The sequence below is a fragment of the Methylobacterium sp. TK31 genome, assembly GCF_055361545.1.
Map to the genome: position 1 here is coordinate 2,410,935 of NZ_CM143964.1, position 19,349 is coordinate 2,430,283.

Below are 19,349 nucleotides of genomic sequence, written 5' to 3' on the forward strand. Positions count from 1 at the left end.
GACCGGCCGGATCGTCGCTGACCGTAGAACGGGAGGCCCTGCCCCTCCCCGCTCCGACCGCGCCGGGGTCGAACCCGGCGCGGGAGCGTGATGCGGTGGTTATTCGGCCGCCTCTGCGGGCGGCTCGATCTGGTCGTTGGCGAGCTTCTTCGAGGAGGTGAGCTCCACGTTGAGGCCCAGCGAGCGCATCTCCTTGACGAGCACGTTGAACGACTCGGGGATGCCGGCCTCGAAGGTGTCGTCCCCACGCACGATGGCCTCGTAGACCTTGGTGCGTCCGGCGACGTCGTCCGACTTGACCGTGAGCATCTCCTGCAGCGTGTAGGCGGCACCGTAGGCCTCGAGCGCCCAGACCTCCATCTCGCCGAAGCGCTGACCGCCGAACTGCGCCTTTCCGCCCAGCGGCTGCTGGGTGACCAGGGAATACGGGCCGATCGACCGGGCGTGGATCTTGTCGTCCACGAGGTGGTGCAGCTTCAGCATGTAGATGTAGCCCATCGTCACCTTGCGGTCGAAGGGCTCGCCGCTGCGGCCGTCGTAGAGGGTCGACTGGGCTGACCGGTCGAGACCGGCCATCTCCAGCATCTGCTCGATGTCGGCTTCCTTGGCGCCGTTGAACACCGGAGTCGCCATCGGCACGCCGCGGCGCACGTTGTTGGCGGCCTCGGCCATTTCCTCGTCGGTCAGACCTTCCAGCTCGGACGGCGAATAGATCGCCTCCATCTCCGCCTTGAGGGGCGCGATGTCGTTGCTGCGCAGGTAGGCATCCACCGCCTGGCTGACCTTTCGGCCGAGCCCGGCCGCAGCCCAGCCGAGGTGGGTCTCCAGGATCTGACCGACGTTCATGCGCGAGGGCACGCCGAGCGGGTTCAACACGATGTCGGCATGCGTCCCGTCCTCCAGGAACGGCATGTCCTCGATCGGCACGATCCGCGAGACGACGCCCTTGTTGCCGTGACGGCCGGCCATCTTGTCGCCGGGCTGGATCTTGCGCTTCACCGCCACGAAGACCTTGACCATCTTCATGACGCCGGGCGGGAGCTCGTCACCGCGCTGCAGCTTCTCGACCTTGTCGAGGAAGCGCTGCTCTAGGCGCTTCTTCGACTCGTCGTACTGCTTCTGCATCGCTTCCATCTCGGTCATGAGACGGTCGTCGATGACAGCGAACTGCCACCACTGCGAACGCGGGTACTCGCTGAGGAGCTCACGGGTGAGCGTGGTCTCCTTCTTGAAGCCCTTCGGACCGGCGATGGGCGCCTGGCCGATGAGCACCGTGGCGAGACGCGCGTAGGTGTTGCGATCCAGGATCGCCTGCTCGTCGTCGCGGTCCTTGGCGAGGCGCTCGATCTCCTCGCGCTCGATCGCCTGGGCGCGCTCGTCCTTGTCGACGCCGTGGCGGTTGAACACCCGGACCTCGACGATCGTGCCAGTCACGCCCGGGGGAACCCGGAGCGAGGTGTCGCGCACGTCGGACGCCTTCTCGCCGAAGATGGCGCGGAGGAGCTTCTCCTCCGGCGTCATCGGGCTCTCGCCCTTCGGCGTGATCTTGCCGCACAGGATGTCGCCGGCGTGGACCTCGGCGCCGATGTAGACGATGCCGGCCTCGTCGAGGTTCTTGAGCGCCTCCTCGGAAACGTTCGGGATGTCGCGGGTGATCTCTTCCGGTCCGAGCTTGGTGTCTCGGGCCATCACCTCGAACTCCTCGATGTGGATCGAGGTGAACACGTCATCCTTCACGATCCGCTCGGAGAGCAGGATCGAGTCCTCGAAGTTGTAGCCGTTCCACGGCATGAACGCGACGAGCACGTTCCGGCCGAGGGCGAGCTCGCCGAACTCCGTCGAGGGACCGTCGGCGATGATCTCGCCCTTCTTCACGGCCTCGCCGACGCGAACCAGCGGCTTCTGCGTGATGCAGGTCGACTGGTTGGAACGCTGGAACTTCTGCAGGCGATAGATGTCGACGCCGGGCTTGTTGGCGTCGGCCTCCTCGGTGGCCCGGATGACGATACGGGTGGCGTCCACCTGATCGACGATGCCGGTGCGGCGCGCCGCGATGGCGGCGCCGGAGTCGCGGGCGACCACGGCCTCCATGCCGGTGCCGACGAAGGGCGCATCGGCACGGACCAGCGGCACCGCCTGGCGCTGCATGTTCGAGCCCATCAGCGCGCGGTTCGCGTCGTCGTTCTCGAGGAACGGGATGAGCGCGGCCGCGACCGAGACGAGCTGCTTCGGCGACACGTCCATGAGGTCGACGCGATCCGGCGGAACGACGATGACGTCGCCGGCCCGACGGCAGACCACGAGGTCCTCCGTCAACTTGAAGTTCTCGTCCATCTGCGCGTTGGCCTGGGCAACATAGTACTTCGCCTCTTCCATCGCCGAGAGGTAGGCGACGTCCGTGGTGACGACGCCGTCCTTCACCCGCCGGAACGGTGTCTCGATGAAGCCGTACTTGTTCACCCGCGCGAAGGTGGCGAGCGAGTTGATCAGGCCGATGTTCGGGCCTTCCGGCGTCTCGATCGGGCAGATGCGGCCGTAATGGGTCGGGTGCACGTCGCGCACCTCGAAGCCGGCGCGCTCGCGGGTCAGGCCGCCCGGGCCAAGCGCCGAGAGGCGACGCTTGTGCGTCACTTCCGAGAGCGGGTTGGTCTGGTCCATGAACTGCGAGAGCTGCGACGAGCCGAAGAACTCGCGTACGGCGGCGGCGGCCGGCTTCGCGTTGATGAGGTCCTGCGGCATCACCGTGTCGATGTCGACGGAGGACATCCGCTCCTTGATGGCGCGCTCCATGCGGAGCAGGCCGAGGCGATACTGGTTCTCCATCAGCTCGCCGACCGAGCGCACGCGGCGGTTGCCGAGATGGTCGATGTCGTCGATCTCGCCCTTGCCGTCGCGCAGGTCCACCAGCGCCTTGACGACCGCGAGCATGTCCTCGCGGCGGAGGGTCCGCACGGTGTCCTCGGCGTCGAGGTCCAGGCGCATGTTCATCTTCACGCGGCCGACGGCCGAAAGGTCGTAGCGCTCGGGATCGAAGAACAGCGAGTGGAACATCGCCTCGGCGGTGTCGAGGGTCGGCGGCTCGCCGGGACGCATCACCCGGTAGATGTCGAACAGCGCGCCTTCGCGGCCGGAGTTCTTGTCCACCGCGAGGGTGTTGCGGATGTAGGGACCGACATTGATGTGGTCGATATCGAGCACGGGCAGCTCGGACACGCCGACGTCCTCGAGGCTCTTGAGGAGCTTGTCGGAAATCTCGTCGCCGGCCTCGGCCCAGATCTCGCCGGTCTTGGCGTTGACCAGGTCCTCGGCGATGTACTGGCCGATCAGGTCCTCGTCGGTGGCCTTCAGGAACTGCACGCCGCGCTCGGCGATCTGCCGGGCGTTGCGGGCGTTCAGCTTCTTGCCGGCCTCGAGCACGACTTCACCGGACTCCGCATCGATCAGGTCGACGGAGGCTTTGAAGCCCTTCAGGCGCTCGGCATCGTAGGGCACGCGCCAGTCGGCGCCGTCGCGATCGTAGATCACGCGGTTGTAGAAGGTCGACAGAATCTCCTCGCCGTCGAGGCCGAGGGCGAACAGCAGCGACGTCACGGGGAGCTTGCGCTTCCGGTCGATGCGGACGTGCACGATGTCCTTGGCGTCGAACTCGACGTCGAGCCAGGAGCCGCGATACGGAATGATGCGGGCGGCGAACAGCAGCTTGCCCGACGAGTGGGTCTTGCCCTTGTCGTGGTCGAAGAACACGCCCGGCGAACGGTGCATCTGGGAGACGATGACGCGCTCGGTGCCGTTGACGATGAAGGTGCCGTTCTCCGTCATCAGGGGCATGTCGCCCATGTAGACGTCCTGCTCCTTGATGTCCTTGACGGACTTCGCGCCGGTATCCGGGTCCACGTCGAACACGATCAGGCGGAGCGTGACCTTGAGCGGGGCCGCGTACGTGATGCCGCGCTGGCGGCACTCGTCGACGTCGTATTTCGGCTGCTCGAACGTGTATTTCACGAATTCGAGCAGAGCCGTCGAGGAGAAGTCCGAGATCGGGAAGACCGACTTGAACACGGTCTGCAGGCCTTCGTCGCCCCGTCCGCCTTCCGGCTCATCCATGATCAGGAATTGGTCGTAGGACGCCTTCTGAACCTCAATGAGGTTCGGCATCTCGGCGACTTCCTTGATCTTGCCGAAGAATTTGCGAATCCGCTTGCGACCGACCAGCGTGTTGGCCATGGGTGACCTCGCTCCTACGTCCCGCGTACCGGGTGCCCGGGGAAGGCGTCTGCCTCCCGCAACCAGGCTTCGGGCCCGCCCCGCCGGACGACGCCTTCCCGAACTGAAAATCCCGTGGCCCTTGCGTGGGCCGGTCGGGCCGCCTGAAGCGACCATGGCCCACGGGCGTGAACCCGCGGGCCGGTGGTGCCGTCAGGTCCGGAGGGACCCGACGGAAGGTGATGGGCCGGAGCGGCCCACCGAAGTGTCTTACTTGAGCTCGACCTTGGCGCCAGCCTTCTCGAGCTGGGCCTTGAGCTTCTCGGCCTCTTCCTTGTTGACGGACTCCTTGACGGCCTTCGGAGCGCCCTCGACGAGGTCCTTGGCTTCCTTGAGGCCGAGGCCGGTGATCGCGCGGACCTCCTTGATGACCTCGATCTTCTTGTCGCCGGCAGCGGTGAGCATGACCGTGAACTCGGTCTGCTCCTCGGCGGCGGCGGCCGGGCCGGCGGCTGGGCCGGCGGCCACGGCGACGGCAGCGGCGGCCGAGACGCCCCACTTCTCTTCGAGCATCTTGGCGAGGTCGGCGGCCTCGAGAACGGTCAGCGAGGACAGGTCGTCGACGAGCTTGGCAAGATCAGCCATGTTAGTATTTCCTCAGATATCGGTTTGAACGGATGGGTTGATAAGGGCGATGCGGCCTCAGGCCGCTTCGCTCTGAGCCTCGTCCTTGGTGGCATAGGCCCCGAACACGCGGGCGAGCTTGGCCGCCGGTGCGTTGACGACCTGGGCGATCTTGGTCGCGGGAGCCTGGATGAGGCCCACGATCTTGCCGCGCAGTTCGTCGAGGGACGGCAGCGAGGCGAGCGCCTTCACACCGTCCGGGTTCAGGGCAGTCGTGCCCATGGCGCCGCCGAGGATCACGAGCTTGTCGTTGGCCTTGGCGAAGTCCACCGCAACCTTGGCGGCCGCGACCGGGTCGCTCGAATAGGCGAGCAGGGTCGGACCCTTCAGGAGGGGCTTGATGGAGGCGACGTCCGTGCCATCGAGAGCGATGTTGGCGAGGCGGTTCTTGGTGACCTTCACGGTGGCACCGGCCTGCTTCATCTGCGAGCGCAGCTTCTGCATGTCGGCGACCGTGAGGCCCTTGTAGTGGGCCACGACGACGACGGCGGTGTTCGCGAACACGCCGTTGAGCGTCGAGACGAGATCAGCTTTGGCTGTCCTGTCCACTGGGGCTCTCTCCGGTTGGCGGAACCCGAGAACGGGTCCGCCGGTTGCACATGCCGCCCGGGACGGAACTCGGCTTAACACGAAGCCGGAACGTCCCTGGCGACGCTTCACGGCCCTGTCCCCTACCGCCCCCCGGAACGGGTGGACGACACGGGTGAGATGGTTCAAACCGATGCCTGGCCCTGTCCGCGAGGAGCGAACCGGGTAAGGGCAATAGAATTTCGGTCTTCCCAGTCTGTGCAGGCTTGGGGATTAAGCCGGTGACCCGGCGCCTGCAGTCTCGGACAGGACATGGCCGGACGAAGCTCAGAAGGGGTTTTATGCCCCTCGAAGCCTTCCGGCCAACACCACCTGGTTGCCCAGGCGATCTCTCAATCGGAATGCGACCGATCGGCCGATTCCTTTCTCATGTATGAAAACGTTGAGCGCGGTCTATAGAGCCTTGCAAACAGCCTGCCAAGTGCCACCGAGCGATTATTCCGTCGCAGGCGACGCTTTTTCCTTGACGTCCCGTCGTCCCGGATCGCGGTCCGGGACGACGGGGGCGAGGCCCGAGCGCTGGTCAGGTCCGCTTGTCAGGTCGGCAGGAACCTGCGCGCCGCCCGCCACCAGGGCTCGCGCGCGTCGCGCTTCTGGTCGGCCTTGGCGGCGTAGAACGAGGCATTGTGCTCGCCGCGCAGGGCCTCCCGGGTGAAGCGGATGAGGTGGTGGGCGACGAATCCCATATTGAACACCGCTTCGATCTGGCCGCGCTTCAGGGCATGGCCGGCGGCCCGCCAGAACACCCGCCGGTAGTCGGACAGGAGACCGACGCGCACCGCGATGTTGAAGCCGAGCACGAGGCCGCGGCGCAGGTTGGTGCGTGTGAGCTTGCCCTTCACCGGCGTCTTGATCCGGTTCGGATAGGTCACCTCCACCTGGTGCCGGAAGCGCTCGAAGATCTGAGCCGGTTCGTAGGCATGGGCGATGGCCCGGCGCCAGGACGCCACGACGTCGTCGTGCGGGCGCTTGAAGAGGACGTTCGATTCCAGTGCCGCGTCGTGCACCAGGCGGTTCTCCCGGGTCAGCCGGTCCCAGAGCGGCGTCTTCGGCAGGGCCTGCAGGAGGTTCATCGTCAGCACCGGCACGGCCGACTTGTCGATGAAGTCGATGAGCTTCTGCTCGGACTGGTCGGTGTCGGTGTCGAGACCGAGGATGATGCCCGAGGTCACCTCCAGCCCGTAGCTGTTGAGGGTCTCGATCGCCTCGTACATCGGCACGGCGGCGTTGTGCTTCTTGTCGATCCCGGCGAGGGCATCCTCCTCCGGCGTCTCGATGCCGACGAAGACCGTCATGAAGTTGGCCTGCCGCATCAGCTCCAGGATATCGGGCTGCTTGGCCATGTTCAGCGTCGCCTCGCAGGCGAACTGGAGCGGATAGGCGTTCTTCTTCTGCCACGCCACGAGGTGGGGCAGCATGTCCTTCGTGGCCTTGCGGTTGCCGATGAAGTTGTCGTCGACGAAGTAGACCACCGCCGGATGGCCCGGCTGGGCGATGATGGCATCGAGCTCGCCGAGCATCTGCTCGGGGCTCTTCAGGCGCGGCTGGCGGCCGTAGAGCTGCGGGATGTCGCAGAACTCGCAGCGATAGGGGCAGCCCGACGAGAACTGCAGCGAGCCGATGAGGTAGCGCTTGAGCGGGGCGGCCTCGTAGGCCGGGGCCGGGAAATCGGAGAGCGGCAGGCGCTCCTTGGTCTCCAGGCGCACCTGCGTCGCCGGGATCGAGACGTCACGGTCGAGGATCGCCACCAGCTCGTCGGTGGCATCGCCGATCTCGCCGAGATGCAGGTAGTCGAATTCGGGATACTGCTCGGGGGAGCCGGAGACCGAGGGGCCGCCCAGCACCGTGACCTTACCGGCCGCGTGCGCGCGGGCGTAGATGTCCCGGATCTGCGGGGCCTGGATGTGCATGCCGGACACGAACACCGCATCGGCCCAGGCGAAATCCGCCGGGCCGGCTCGCACGATGTTCTCGTCGATGAACCGGTACTCCCACGCCTCGGGCATGTAGGCCGCGATGAGCAGGAGCCCCTGCGGGGGCATGAAGGCCTTCACGCCGCCCATCAGGGGGTAGGCGTGAGAGAAGGTCCCGAAGGACGGCGTGTAGGCGGGAAAGACGCACAGGATGCGTCGCTTCGAGATCACGGAGAGGGTGCATCGCATGACTGCATACCTAGCACAGGCTCGCGCGAAGGCGTCACCCTCCCCTGTCGATTTCTTGAGCGCCGGAACGACCGCCTGCGCTGAGCAGGAGCGAGCGAGCGGGCCCGCCCTCACGGCCCTTTGAACGCGGCGGGGGTTGGCGTTCCAGCCCCTCGGATCGGCCGCTACTCCACCTGCGCGTCGTCTCCGTCGCGGACGAGGCGCCCGAGCGTCCGCAGGGCGGTTTCCAGCCGCGGCATCGGCGGCGATCCGAGGGCGAGCCGGACGCCGTAGGGGGCCGGTTCGGGGCCGACCGCGAAGGCGCTCGCCGGCGAGACCGCGACGCCGTCGCGCGCTGCCGCCATGGCGAAGCGCTCCGGTGTCCAGGGATCGGGAAGCTCGAGCCAGAGGTGGTAGGTCCGCGGATCGCCCTGGAGGTCGAGGCCGCTCAGCACCTCCCGCGCCAGGGCGTTCCGGGCGGCGGCGTCGATGCGCTTGCCCGCGCCCAGCCGTGCGGCGAGGCCGTCCTCGATGACGTGCAGGGCCATGGCGAGAGACAAGCCGTTCGGGCGGGCCTGAGCACAAACGAAAACGCCCGGCCGCGAGGCCGGGCGTTTCCGATTCGTCTGTGGCCTGAGCCTCAGGCGGTCAGCACCGTCGAGGGCTCGACCTTCACGCCCGGACCCATCGAGGAGGTCACGGCGACGCGCTGGACGTACTGGCCCTTGGCGCCGGCCGGCTTGGCTTTGGAGACCGCGTCGGCGAACGCCTTGATGTTCTCGACGAGCTTGTCGGCGTCGAACGAGACCTTGCCGATGCCGGCGTGGACGATGCCGGCCTTCTCGACGCGGAACTCGACCGAGCCGCCCTTGGCGCCGGCGACGGCGCCCTTCACGTCCATGGTCACGGTACCGACCTTCGGGTTCGGCATCAGGCCGCGCGGGCCGAGCACCTTGCCGAGACGGCCGACGAGCGGCATCAGGTCGGGGGTCGCGATGCAGCGATCGAACTCGATCTTGCCGCTCTGGACGATCTCGAGGAGGTCCTCGGCGCCCACGATGTCGGCGCCGGCCGCCTTGGCCTCGTCGGCCTTGGCGCCGCGGGCGAACACCGCCACCCGCACCGTGCGGCCGGAGCCGTTGGGCAGGTTGCAGACGCCGCGGACCATCTGGTCGGCGTGACGCGGGTCGACGCCGAGGTTCATCGAGATCTCGACGGTCTCGTCGAACTTGGCGCTGGCCTTCTCCTTCACGAGCTTGATCGCCTCGTCGATGGGATAGAGCTTGAGCGCGTCGATGCCCTCGCGGGCGGCGCGGATGCGCTTGCCTTCGTGTGCCATTGTGCCCTCCCCTTAAGCGACGACGTCGAGGCCCATGGCCCGCGCGGAGCCACGGATCATGGCGACGGCGGCATCAACCGAGTCGCAGTTCAGGTCGGGCATCTTCTTCTCGGCGATCTCGCGCAGCTGCGCCTCGGTCACCTTGCCCACGGTCGGGCCCTTGCCCGGGGTCTTCGAGCCGGAAGCCGGCTTCTTGCCGATCTTCAGGCCGGCGGCCTTCTTCAGGAAGAAGGTGACCGGCGGCTGCTTCATCTCGAAGGTGAAGGAGCGGTCCTGGTACGCCGTGATGACGACCGGGATCGGGGTGCCCTTCTCGATCTGGGAGGTCTTCGCGTTGAAGGCCTTGCAGAATTCCATGATGTTGAGGCCGCGCTGACCGAGCGCGGGGCCGATGGGCGGCGACGGGTTCGCGGCGCCGGCCGGAACCTGAAGCTTCACGTAGCCCGTGATCTTCTTTGCCATAGGGACTGCTCCCAAAGAATGCCCGGCACCCGGCTGGCCTCAGCGCGGATGGAGCGGGCGGTTGCAGGTCGCGGTTCGGCCCGTGCGTCCCGGCGGCGAACCGGGCGGGCCTCCCGCGTGTGATGCCCTGCCGGAGCAGGGACTTATCCGGCGGAACCGGATCTCGACGAGACGACCACACTGGTTACCAGCGCTTGTGTAAGTCTCGCAAACTTATGCGGCCATGAAGAAGCCGCCAAAAGAACAGGCCTAGACGGTAGAGAAGCCAGTAGAACCAAACGAGACGCAACGCCGTCTTTCCATATTGGAAGAGGGCGTCGGTCTCGATCATCGGCGTCAGACCTTCTCGACCTGGCCGTATTCCAGCTCGACCGGCGTGGCGCGGCCGAAGATCGAGACGGCGACCTTGAGACGCGACCGACTCTCGTCGATCTCCTCGACGGTGCCGTTGAAGGAGGCGAAGGGGCCGTCGGAGACGCGGACGGTCTCGCCGATCTCGAAGGAGACGGAGGGCTTCGGGCGATCGACGCCCTCGGCGACCTGGCCCTTGATGCGCTCGGCCTCGGCGTCCGGGATCGGAACCGGCTTCGACTTGTCCGCTCCGAGGAATCCGGTGACCTTCGGGGTGTTCTTGATGAGGTGGTAGACCTCGTCGGTCAGGTCGCACTTCACCAGGACGTAGCCGGGGAAGAACTTGCGCTCGGCATCGACCTTGCGGCCGCGACGCACCTCGACGACCTTCTCGGTCGGGACCATGACCTCGTCGAACAGTTCCATCAGGCCACGCTGGGCCGCCTGATCCTTGATGGACTGCGCGACCTTGTTCTCGAAATTCGAGTAGGCGTGGACGATGTACCAGCGCTTCGACACGGTTCTCACCAAATCCTGACGTCAGTCAGCCCGATCGCGCCGCAGCGCGCCCGGGCCGAGAAGTTGTTAGGCGCCGACCCCGAGGATCAGGGTCACGAGATAGCGCAGCGCCTGATCCACCACCGTGAAGAAGATGCTCGCCACCACCACCATGATGAACACCATCACGGTGGTCACGACGGTCTCCTTGCGGGTCGGCCACGTGACCTTGCGGCCCTCGTCGCGAACCTGGCTCAGGAACTCGGCCGGGCCGACGCGCTTCTGCGCGGGACGCGCGGGCGGGGTCGCCCGAGGGGGCGTCGGCGTGGTGGAGCCGCGCTGCGGGGCGCGCGCGAGATCCACTTTCTTCGATGCTTCGTTCGATGCCATGGCGCCAACAACAGGGAGATCGGCCCGAGTTTCGGGAAAGCGCGACGCGGCGGCTCCGGGGAGGAGCCTGCATCGACGGCCTTCATCGATCTCGGAAGGCGACCGCTCTAACGCAAGTCGCCGGGCTTGTCGACTGCGCCCGGCCGGACTTCGCTGAGGAGCGATCTGCTGGAAGGGAAGAGGGCTGGGAGGGTCGACAGGTCTGACGCGGCCAAATGGCAGGAGTGGAGGGACTCGAACCCGCAACCTCCGGTTTTGGAGACCGGCGCTCTGACCAGTTGAGCTACACTCCTATGCGGAGGACGAGTCCCCCGCCGCGGCGCTGCTATAGACCGGCCGAGACGGCTTCGCAATGGTCAAAACAGCATCGTCGGCGAAGAACCTTCGGGGCGGTGTGCGGCCCGACGCACGCCTCGAAAACGACGACGGCGCCCCGGACCGAACCGGGGCGCCGTGTAGTGCGGGTGACGGGCCGGACGCTCCCGAAGGGCATCCGGCCGGGCCGTTCCTACTCGTTGATGGCGGCGACGACGCCTGCGCCGACGGTGCGGCCGCCTTCACGGATGGCGAAGCGCAGCTTCTCTTCCATGGCCACCGGCACGATCAGGGTGACGTCCATGGTCACGCTGTCGCCGGGCATCACCATCTCGGTGCCCTCGGGCAGCACGCACACGCCGGTCACGTCCGTGGTGCGGAAGTAGAACTGCGGGCGGTAGTTGGTGAAGAACGGCGTATGGCGACCGCCCTCCTCCTTGGTCAGGATGTAGGCCTCGGCCTTGAACTTGGTGTGGGGCTTGACCGAGCCGGGCTTGCACACGACCTGGCCGCGCTCCACGTCCTCGCGCTTGGTGCCGCGCAGCAGCACGCCGACGTTGTCGCCCGCCTGGCCCTGGTCCAGCAGCTTGCGGAACATCTCGACGCCCGTGACCGTCGTGGTCTGGGTGTCGCGGATGCCCACGATCTCCACCGTCTCGCCGACCTTGACGATGCCGCGCTCCACGCGACCCGTCACCACCGTGCCGCGGCCCGAGATCGAGAACACGTCCTCGATGGGCATCAGGAACGGCTTGTCGATCGGACGCTCCGGCTGCGGGATGTAGGCGTCGACCGACGCCATCAGGGCCAGCACGGCGTCGTGGCCGATCGCCTTGTCGCCGTTGTCCAGCGCCACCTTGGCCGAGCCCTTGGTGATCGGGATGTCGTCGCCGGGGAAGTCGTACTTGGAGAGGAGCTCGCGCACCTCCATCTCGACGAGCTCGAGAAGCTCGGCGTCGTCGACCAGATCGACCTTGTTCAGGAACACCACCAGCGCCGGCACGCCGACCTGGCGGGCCAGCAGGATGTGCTCGCGGGTCTGGGGCATCGGGCCGTCGGCCGCCGACACCACCAGGATCGCGCCGTCCATCTGCGCCGCACCCGTGATCATGTTCTTCACGTAGTCGGCGTGGCCCGGGCAATCCACGTGCGCGTAGTGCCGGTTCGTCGTCTCGTACTCAACGTGCGCCGTCGAGATCGTGATCCCGCGCGCCTTCTCCTCCGGCGCCTTGTCGATCTGGTCGTAGGCCGTGAACGTCGCACCGCCCGTCTCGGCCAGAACCTTCGTGATCGCCGCCGTCAACGACGTCTTGCCGTGGTCCACGTGACCGATCGTGCCAATGTTGCAGTGCGGCTTCGTACGCGCGAATTTCTCTTTGGCCATCGTCTCTTTCCTGCGGCAAGCTCACACGAGCGGTCGCCCGGGCTGTCGCTCGACGAGGTGTCGAGCCGGGCGAAAGACGGGGGCCCGCTTAGAGGCTTGCCGTCCTTTGATCAAGGGCCTTGCGAAACAAGCCCTTTCGTCGGCCTACGGAACCGGGCGCCGCACGGGCGAGGCGGCGAGCAGCGCGGCCCGGTCCAGCCCCAGGGCGGCGGCGATCTCCTCCAGCGCCCGCGCCTCCACGTCGGCGATGCCGTCGAGGTCGGCGACGTCCGCCGCGACGAGGAAGGTCGCCTCGCGCTCCTCCTGTCCGCGCCCCTCGATGGCGGCCACGCGGCGGAGATTCTCGGCCCGCCCCGCCCGGGTCCGGGCGCGGGCGATGCCGTCGTAGAGTTCACTCTCCAGCATCAGCCGGTCATAGCCCTTCTCGAGGATCGGGTTGGCCTGCAGGCCGGCGAGCGCCGTGTCGAATTCCGCGCTGGCAACCTCGCCGTCGGCGACCATCACGTTGGCGGCGGCCGAGACCATCGCCTGCATGAGGACCTTGTCGCCGGCATAGGCCGTCACGGTCTGGCTGAAGCGGCTGACGATGTCCTGAAAGATGTTCATGGGAACTCTGGAGACCGAAGTATCGGGGTTTGCGCGGCATCGACGCCGGGTCAGCCATCGCGGTTCCGCGCCCCGATGACAAGCCGCACCGGCCGCGCTCAGAACAGCGCCACCAGGGCGATGCCGCCGATCATCAGCAGCCCGCCGAGCGCGCGCCAGAGGGTGACCGGATGCTGGTCGAATCCGACCCATCCGAAATGGTCGAGCAGGATCGAGGTGACGACACCGGCGGTGACGAGGAGGCCGATATAGGGCGCGGCGCCGATCTGCTGCGCGACGAACAGCTGCGAGAGGATGAGAAGCGCACCGATGACGCCGCCGAACCAGGCCCAGGACGGCACGGCCCGGATGTCGCCGAGGTTCGGCAGGGCGAAGCGGCCGAGCAGGAGCCCGACGACGAGCAGGGTCACCCCGCCCATCAGCGACACGACGATCCCTGCGGCGAAGGGCTGCGCCAGGTTCTTGGAAAGGGTCGCGTTCACGCCCGACTGCACCGCGTTGGCGATGCCGGCCAGGAGAGCGAAGCCGTAGAGGAACCACATGGACAATCCTGGGCCTTCAGCGCGACGGGCCGGGCCGCGCGGACGGGGCCGGACCAGGGAAGTAGCCTGTGATAAGTCATTGGCGAGGGATCGGGATCGCCCGAGGGTTCGCGATCGTCTAAGAACGGCCGCTCCGCCGAACAGCCGAACAGCAAGGGATCCCGGTATGGATGGGACGGCCACATCGTCCGTCGACACGGGCGAACCGAGGCCCGATGAATCAAGGCCAGTCAGACTGGGATCGGTGGATACGGGCGCGGTCGGACCGGAGGATCTCCGCTTCACCCTGCGCGCGGCCACCGACGCGGCGCATCGTCGTCTCGACGCGGGGTTTGCCGCGCACGACCTGACCCGGCGCGACGATTACGGGACGTTCCTGTCGGCGATGCACGGTCCGTTCGTGCAGATCGAGGCTTGGCTCGACGGGGCCGATCCGGCTGACCTGCCGCCGGACTGGCCGGCGCGCCGACGCTCCGATGCCCTGAACGCCGACCTGCGCGCGCTGGCGATCGCGGCGCCCGACGCCGTTCTCGCCCCCCTGGCCCCGACCCTCGCTGGGGCCGAGGCGCCGGGGCTCCTGTATGTGCTCGAGGGTTCGCGTCTCGGCGGGCAGGTCCTGCTGCGCCAGGTCCTCGCCAGTCCGGATCCGGTGGTGCGCGAGAACGCCCGCTTCCTTCGGCATGGCGCCGGCACCCGCCTCTGGCCCAGCTTCGTCGCCTGGCTCTGCACACGCCCCACCGACGGTCACGCCGACGCGATCCGCGGCGCGCAGCGTGCCTTCGCGCTGTTCGAGGCCGCCCAGCTGCGCGGCTAGGCTGGCACCGGCGTGCTCGCGAGGGCGCGGCGCAGGATGTCGGCGGTGTAGGGCTTCTTGATCATCGGCACGGCGCCGAGTTCGGGCGGGATGCGGAAGCTCTCGCCGTAGCCCGTGGCGAAGACGAACGGAACGCCGACGGCGATTAGGCGCCGGGCGACCGGCAGGCTCGTCTCGGCACCGAGATTGACGTCGAGGAGGGCGAAGCTGGGGTGCGCCGCCTCGATCTGCCTCAGGGCCTCGTGCACCGAGCCCGCCATGTCGACCGCGGTCGCCCCGAGGGTGGAGAGGATCTCCTCGGCTTCGAGCGCGATGATCATGTTGTCCTCGACCACCAGCACGGTGCCGGACAGGGTCTTTCCGTCGAGTTCCGGAACCCGCTCGCGCTCGCGCGCCGGCTGCGCGGCCACGGCCGGAGCGGCGCGGACGTAGCGCGACGGCACGGCGAAGCGACCGCGCAGGCCGGTGAGTTCGTAGGTGATCTCGGCCTCGCCCTTCAACTCGTAGGGGATCGACCGCTCGATCAGCGTGGTTCCGAAGCCGCGCCGGCGCGGAGGCTTGACCGGGGGGCCGCCGCTCTCGCGCCAATGGATGACGAGGCACTCCGAGGCGTCGCGCTCCCACACCACGTCGACCTGCCCGGACGCCTCGGACAGGGCGCCGTACTTGGCCGAATTCGTCATCAACTCGTGAATGACGAGGGCGAGGGTGGAGAAGGCCTGCGGTTCGAGGAGGACGTCGACGCCCTCCAGGCGAACGCGGCCAGCCTGCTGGTCGAGATAAGCCTCGGCCTCCAGGGTAATGAGGTCGCGCAGGGAGCCCGGTCCCCAGTTCGTGGTGGTGATCTGGTCGTGCGCCCGGGCGAGCGCCTGGATGCGCTCGCCGATGACGCCGGCGAAATCCTCGACGCTGTCCGCCCCGGAACGGCTCTGGGCGACGATGCCCCGGATGAGGTTGAGGATGTTGCGGACCCGGTGGTTCAACTCCGCGATCAGCAGTTCCTGGCGTTCCTGCGCCGTCTTGCGCTCCTTCTCGGCGGAATCCGTGAGGCGCAGAATGACTTCGAGCAGCGTGATGCGCAGGGCCTCGGCGATGCGCAGGTCGGCCGGGCTCCAGGGCGCGGCCTGGCCGCGGACCACTTCGGTCCAGGCCTCGAAGCTCTTGCGCGGCGTCAGGCGCAGGCCGTTCGGGCCGAGGCTCGCCGGCTTCTCCGGATTGCCGGCCCAGGTCACGGTGCGGGCGATCTCCCGACGGAAGAACACCAGGAAATCCCGCGGCGCCCGCGAGATCGGGATCGCCAGGAGGCCGGCCGCCCGCTCGGTGTAATCGGCGGCGGGCGGATGGACCGCGCCGATCTCGTGCGTCGCGAAGGCGCGGCTCGTCGCCGTGCGGTTGAGGAAGCGCACGAGGCCGGTGAATTCCTCCGCCGTCGGCGTCGCACCCCGCAGGGTGATCTCGCCGTTCACCCAGACGCCGATGCCATCGCAGGTGACGATACCTGCGATGTCCTCGAGGAAGTCGGTGATGTTCTCCAGGCTCGTCCCGCCCGAAGCGAGGGCGCCCATCAGTCGGTCGTGCAGGGCGCGGGAGCTGCCCTCGTAGGCGGCCTCCGCCTCGCGCTCCCGGCTCTCCAGGATCAGCGAGAACATCTGTCCGAACAGCTCGGCGCCGGTCCGGCGCTCCAGGGAGATGTGACGTGGTTCGGTGTGGTGGCAGGCGAACAGACCCCAGAGCTTGCCGCCGCGCAGGATCGACACGGACAGCGAGGCCGCCACTCCCATGTTGCGCAGATATTCGAGATGGATCGGCGACACCGTGCGCAGGGTGCTCATCGAAAGGTCGAGGGAACGCCCGTCGGGGTCGCGCTGCGGCAGCACCGCCACGGCCTCGGCATCGACATCGGCGATGATGCGCAGCCAGTTCCGCTCGTAGAGGGCGCGCGCCTGCTTCGGGATGTCGGAGGCCGGGTAATGCAGGCCGAGATAGGGCGGCAGGCTGGAGCGCGCCGATTCGGCGATCACCACGCCGGACCCGTCGGGGTCGAACCGGTACACCATGACCCGGTCGAACCCGGTCAGGGCCCGCATCTGGCGCACGGCCTCGCGGCAGAACGGCTCGAAGCCGAGGGTCTGCTGCAGGCGCCCGACCATGCTGCGGACCAGATTGCCGGCGTTGAGATGCTCGGTGACGCTCGGCTCGGCCTCGATGACGATGGCGCCGCCCGAGAGATGCAGGGCGATGTCGAAGGGCCTGCCGCCCGGCTGCAGGGCCGTGCCGAAGACGCGATCGATCGCATCGGGTCCGCGGAGCGCCTGGAGGTGGCCGCGGATCAGGTGGATCGCTTCCCCGTCGATGAGATCGGCCAGCGGCAGGCCGAGCAGGTCCATGCCGGCGTGCCCGAGCCAGTCCGAGGCGTTCTCGGACGCTCGGACGACGATCCAATCCGGCGATACGGCGATCAGGAAGCCGAAAGGCTGAACCGCACCGAGGACATGGATCGGTTCACGGTCGCAGGACGTCAGGTCCACGGCCTGGGCTTGTTCTGAATGATCGGTCATCAAGTTTTCTGGTTCGCCGGTTCCGCATCTGTTCGGAGAAGCGCGTCGGGAACAACGACATGCCGATGGGAAAGTCTCCCCGACGGTCGGGCAGCGAACACACTTTTCGGTCGACCGTGGTTCGTATGCCACAGGCGGGAACGGAATCGATCCCCTTCGGCCTGCTAGGGTCGAGGAGCGGCCCGGTCCGTCAAGGCGGCGATGAGCGTGGCTCCGATGAGGTAGCCCGTGAGACCGAGCGCCCCGCATTCCAGCCAGAAACCGATGCGACCCGTGACGAGGCCCGAGGCTGCGAGTGCGCCGGCGAGGGCGGCCGGCACGACGAGCGCCAGGGCGGCCCATCGGGCACCGGGCGTTCGGGGCAGGCCCGCCGCCCCGCCGATGGCGCAGCCGAGCAGGGCGCTGGCCGCCACGAGCGGCCAGAGCATCGTCGCCAGGAGAGTCACGAAATCGGCCTCGCTTGATCAGTCATGAGCGGCTCGCGATCCCGATCCCCTGCCCCGCCGGCCGCTGCGCGCCCGCTGGCGCGACGGAGACCTGCTCCGGGCGAAGGCCGGCCTGCAGCAGGTACTCCACGATGGCGTTGGCGCGGGCCTGCGCGAGGTCGGGGGCGGGCTCCGCGGGGATGGTGGGCTTCGTCTCGGGCTTCCGGGGCTTGTCCTTCGATGCCGTCCGGCCGGATGCCTTGTCTCCCGGGCCTTTGGCCGGCGTCTTGCCGAGATCCTTGGCAGGCTCCTTCCCGGCTGCGTCCTTGGTCGTCTCCAGCGAGGCGGTACTCTCCACCGCCGTCTCGGCGAGTGGCTTGGGAGCGGCCGCGGCTCCGGTCGGGTCAAGATGGCCCGTAACCACGAGGCGCAGGGTCGGGCAGGTCCTGCCCAGGCCGGCGATCCCATCGAGAAGCGGATAGAAGGCCGGCTTCAGGATCGTGCTTCCCGGCGGGAATACCAGGGTCTGGCCGGCGAGACTACCCTCGATCGCGGCGGCGCAGGCCTCCGGCGAGCGGGTCGGCGCCGCATCCGGACTCGTCACGGCGACCTCCGCGGTCCAGCCCGGCGGCATCGCGGCCGACAGGTCGTCGGCGACGCGCCGGGAGCCCTGCGCGTAGGGGCTCTCGCCCGTCAGGGTGACCGCGCGATCGGCGATCCGGGCCTCGCCCCGGGCGACCAGGGCGAGGGCCACCGCGGTGGCACGCAGCACGCGGGCGAGTTCGGGCGGAGCGCCCTCGCCGAGGCGGGTGCGATCGACCAGGCGTTCGCGAAACAGCCGCGGCCGCAGGGTCCCGAGCAGGGCCTCCCGCGCCTCGGCATCCGGCAGGTGACCCGTGACCGTCACGGCCTCCGCATCGCGCCGAAGCGCGACCCGGTAGGGCGAGAGCGGCCGGGTCGTCAGAGCCGCGCCACCCCGGCTCAGGCCGGCGGGCATCCCGTCCCGCAGCAGCGCCTCGATTTCGGGAATGGCCTGGGCGTCGAGGGCGACCCCGTTCAGGGAGATTCGCCCCTCGGCGACGCTGACGCTGCCCTCCTGGATCAAGCTGGCGAGCCGCAGGGCGAACCGGGCCATCGCGCCGGGATCGACGTCCGCCGGAAGCCCGCGGGCATTGCGCATCCGGTCCTCGACCTGCCCCGTTTCCGACGCTTGCACCGCCTGAGTCCGGATCTCGGCGCGCGCGACCTCGGAGACCACGTGGCCCGAGAGGGCGAGGGCGCCTCCGGGCTCGCGGGTGACGACGAAGCGGAAATCCGGGACGGTCGCCGGCAGGATCTCGATCCGGCCGAGGCTGTAGCCGGTGGGCGGGGCGGTCAGGGCTGCCCGCAGGGTCTCGTCGTCGGCAATCGACGCCGCCTCGCCGACGACCGAGAGGCGCATGTCTTCCAGCATCACCCGGCTACCGGGTGCGAGGGCGCGCAGCCGTGCCAGGGCATAGCCGGCAGCCGCGGTGAAATCGGGCGGCGCCCCGAGGGCGGCGCGGGCGCGGTCGCGCAGGGCCGTTCCGGGTTCGAGGGCGGGCGTGAGCTGATCAGCCAGGGCTCCGGCGCCGATCTCGGCCGGCCGCACGCCCGTCAGGTCGACGCCGTTCCGGGCGCGGGTCGCGACCCAGACGAAGGGGGCGGCCAACTTGACGACCCCGACCGGGCCGACGACGCGCCGAACACCCTCGATCGCCGCGAGCCGCCGATGGGCCGCGTCGCGGGCCGCGGCATCGGGCGCCTCGCCGGTGACCAGGAGATCGCGGCCCTCGGCCGTCACGCGCAGCCATGGCTCGGCGCCCGGCACGGCCGTCGCGCGGGCCACCGCGTCGGCCTCCGCCCCGAGCCGCGCCTCGAAGCGCGGCGTGATCCAGGCGGCGGAAAGGCCGAGGATCAGGGCGAGTCCGGGCAGGCCGGCGGCCCAGCCGAGACGGCGGCATCGGTCGCGGAGTACGGAAGCGGCGGACACGTCGGACCCCGATGACAGGCGGCGTGCGGGAGCGAACG

At 68.4% G+C, this 19,349-nt stretch carries 16 protein-coding genes and 1 tRNA gene; 1 reads left to right on the forward strand and 16 read right to left on the reverse strand.

From position 1 onward, the window contains the following. Positions 1 to 99: 99 nt before the first annotated feature. The 13 genes from rpoB to ACXJY8_RS11130 all read right to left on the reverse strand — a co-directional run bounded on the left by rpoB (position 100) and on the right by ACXJY8_RS11130 (position 13,503). Positions 100 to 4,224 carry a DNA-directed RNA polymerase subunit beta gene (gene rpoB, locus ACXJY8_RS11070; protein ID WP_463780008.1) on the reverse strand — a complete coding sequence of 1,375 codons (4,125 nt, stop codon included), beginning with the start codon at positions 4,222 to 4,224 and terminating at the stop codon, positions 100 to 102. A 249-nt stretch (positions 4,225 to 4,473) separates the two neighbouring features. Next, positions 4,474 to 4,848 (reverse strand): 50S ribosomal protein L7/L12, encoded by a 375-nt coding sequence (rplL, locus tag ACXJY8_RS11075; RefSeq protein ID WP_056183502.1) that lies wholly within the window; start codon positions 4,846 to 4,848, stop codon positions 4,474 to 4,476. Between the two features lie 57 nt (positions 4,849 to 4,905). Then, a complete protein-coding gene (rplJ, locus tag ACXJY8_RS11080; RefSeq protein ID WP_243912332.1) occupies positions 4,906 to 5,436 on the reverse strand; it encodes a 50S ribosomal protein L10 in 531 nt (176 codons plus the stop codon). Between the two features lie 575 nt (positions 5,437 to 6,011). Continuing rightward, positions 6,012 to 7,637, reverse strand: a complete 1,626-nt coding sequence (locus ACXJY8_RS11085) for a B12-binding domain-containing radical SAM protein (RefSeq protein ID WP_463780012.1) — start codon at positions 7,635 to 7,637, stop codon at positions 6,012 to 6,014. A 164-nt stretch (positions 7,638 to 7,801) separates the two neighbouring features. Further along, positions 7,802 to 8,176, reverse strand: coding sequence for an aminotransferase-like domain-containing protein (locus ACXJY8_RS11090; RefSeq protein ID WP_463780015.1), 375 nt, complete (start codon positions 8,174 to 8,176; stop codon positions 7,802 to 7,804). A gap of 80 nt (positions 8,177 to 8,256) precedes the next feature. Beyond that, positions 8,257 to 8,955, reverse strand: a complete 699-nt coding sequence (rplA, locus tag ACXJY8_RS11095; RefSeq protein ID WP_463780018.1) for a 50S ribosomal protein L1 — start codon at positions 8,953 to 8,955, stop codon at positions 8,257 to 8,259. Between the two features lie 12 nt (positions 8,956 to 8,967). Further along, positions 8,968 to 9,417: a 50S ribosomal protein L11 gene (rplK, locus tag ACXJY8_RS11100; protein WP_018044245.1), complete on the reverse strand. Its 450-nt coding sequence runs from the start codon at positions 9,415 to 9,417 to the stop codon at positions 8,968 to 8,970. A 336-nt stretch (positions 9,418 to 9,753) separates the two neighbouring features. Further along, positions 9,754 to 10,287: a transcription termination/antitermination protein NusG gene (gene nusG, locus ACXJY8_RS11105; protein WP_056218143.1), complete on the reverse strand. Its 534-nt coding sequence runs from the start codon at positions 10,285 to 10,287 to the stop codon at positions 9,754 to 9,756. 66 nt (positions 10,288 to 10,353) lie between these two features. Next, positions 10,354 to 10,656 carry a preprotein translocase subunit SecE gene (secE, locus tag ACXJY8_RS11110; protein ID WP_463780021.1) on the reverse strand — a complete coding sequence of 101 codons (303 nt, stop codon included), beginning with the start codon at positions 10,654 to 10,656 and terminating at the stop codon, positions 10,354 to 10,356. A gap of 216 nt (positions 10,657 to 10,872) precedes the next feature. Then, a tRNA-Trp gene (locus tag ACXJY8_RS11115) sits at positions 10,873 to 10,949 on the reverse strand. A gap of 215 nt (positions 10,950 to 11,164) precedes the next feature. Next, positions 11,165 to 12,355, reverse strand: coding sequence for an elongation factor Tu (tuf, locus tag ACXJY8_RS11120; protein WP_055949261.1), 1,191 nt, complete (start codon positions 12,353 to 12,355; stop codon positions 11,165 to 11,167). Between the two features lie 144 nt (positions 12,356 to 12,499). Next, positions 12,500 to 12,961 carry a tellurite resistance TerB family protein gene (locus tag ACXJY8_RS11125; protein WP_463780023.1) on the reverse strand — a complete coding sequence of 154 codons (462 nt, stop codon included), beginning with the start codon at positions 12,959 to 12,961 and terminating at the stop codon, positions 12,500 to 12,502. Positions 12,962 to 13,059: 98 nt separating this feature from the next. Further along, positions 13,060 to 13,503, reverse strand: a complete 444-nt coding sequence (locus ACXJY8_RS11130; RefSeq protein WP_463780026.1) for a DMT family transporter — start codon at positions 13,501 to 13,503, stop codon at positions 13,060 to 13,062. Positions 13,504 to 13,747: 244 nt separating this feature from the next. Here ACXJY8_RS11130 and ACXJY8_RS11135 point away from each other — a divergent pair, with 244 nt between their 5' ends. Beyond that, positions 13,748 to 14,317, forward strand: coding sequence for a biliverdin-producing heme oxygenase (locus tag ACXJY8_RS11135; RefSeq protein WP_463780032.1), 570 nt, complete (start codon positions 13,748 to 13,750; stop codon positions 14,315 to 14,317). Here ACXJY8_RS11135 and ACXJY8_RS11140 read toward each other — a convergent pair. From ACXJY8_RS11140 to ACXJY8_RS11150, 3 genes are all read right to left on the reverse strand, one after another. Continuing rightward, positions 14,314 to 16,875, reverse strand: coding sequence for an HWE histidine kinase domain-containing protein (locus ACXJY8_RS11140; protein ID WP_463780035.1), 2,562 nt, complete (start codon positions 16,873 to 16,875; stop codon positions 14,314 to 14,316). The two genes, ACXJY8_RS11135 and ACXJY8_RS11140, sit on opposite strands and share 4 nt — an antisense overlap. Positions 16,876 to 17,039: 164 nt before the next feature. Beyond that, positions 17,040 to 17,321, reverse strand: a complete 282-nt coding sequence (locus ACXJY8_RS11145) for a hypothetical protein (RefSeq protein WP_463780038.1) — start codon at positions 17,319 to 17,321, stop codon at positions 17,040 to 17,042. 22 nt (positions 17,322 to 17,343) lie between these two features. Further along, complete coding sequence (locus ACXJY8_RS11150) at positions 17,344 to 19,311, reverse strand: BON domain-containing protein (protein WP_463780042.1); 1,968 nt, start codon at positions 19,309 to 19,311, stop codon at positions 17,344 to 17,346. Positions 19,312 to 19,349: the final 38 nt, after the last annotated feature.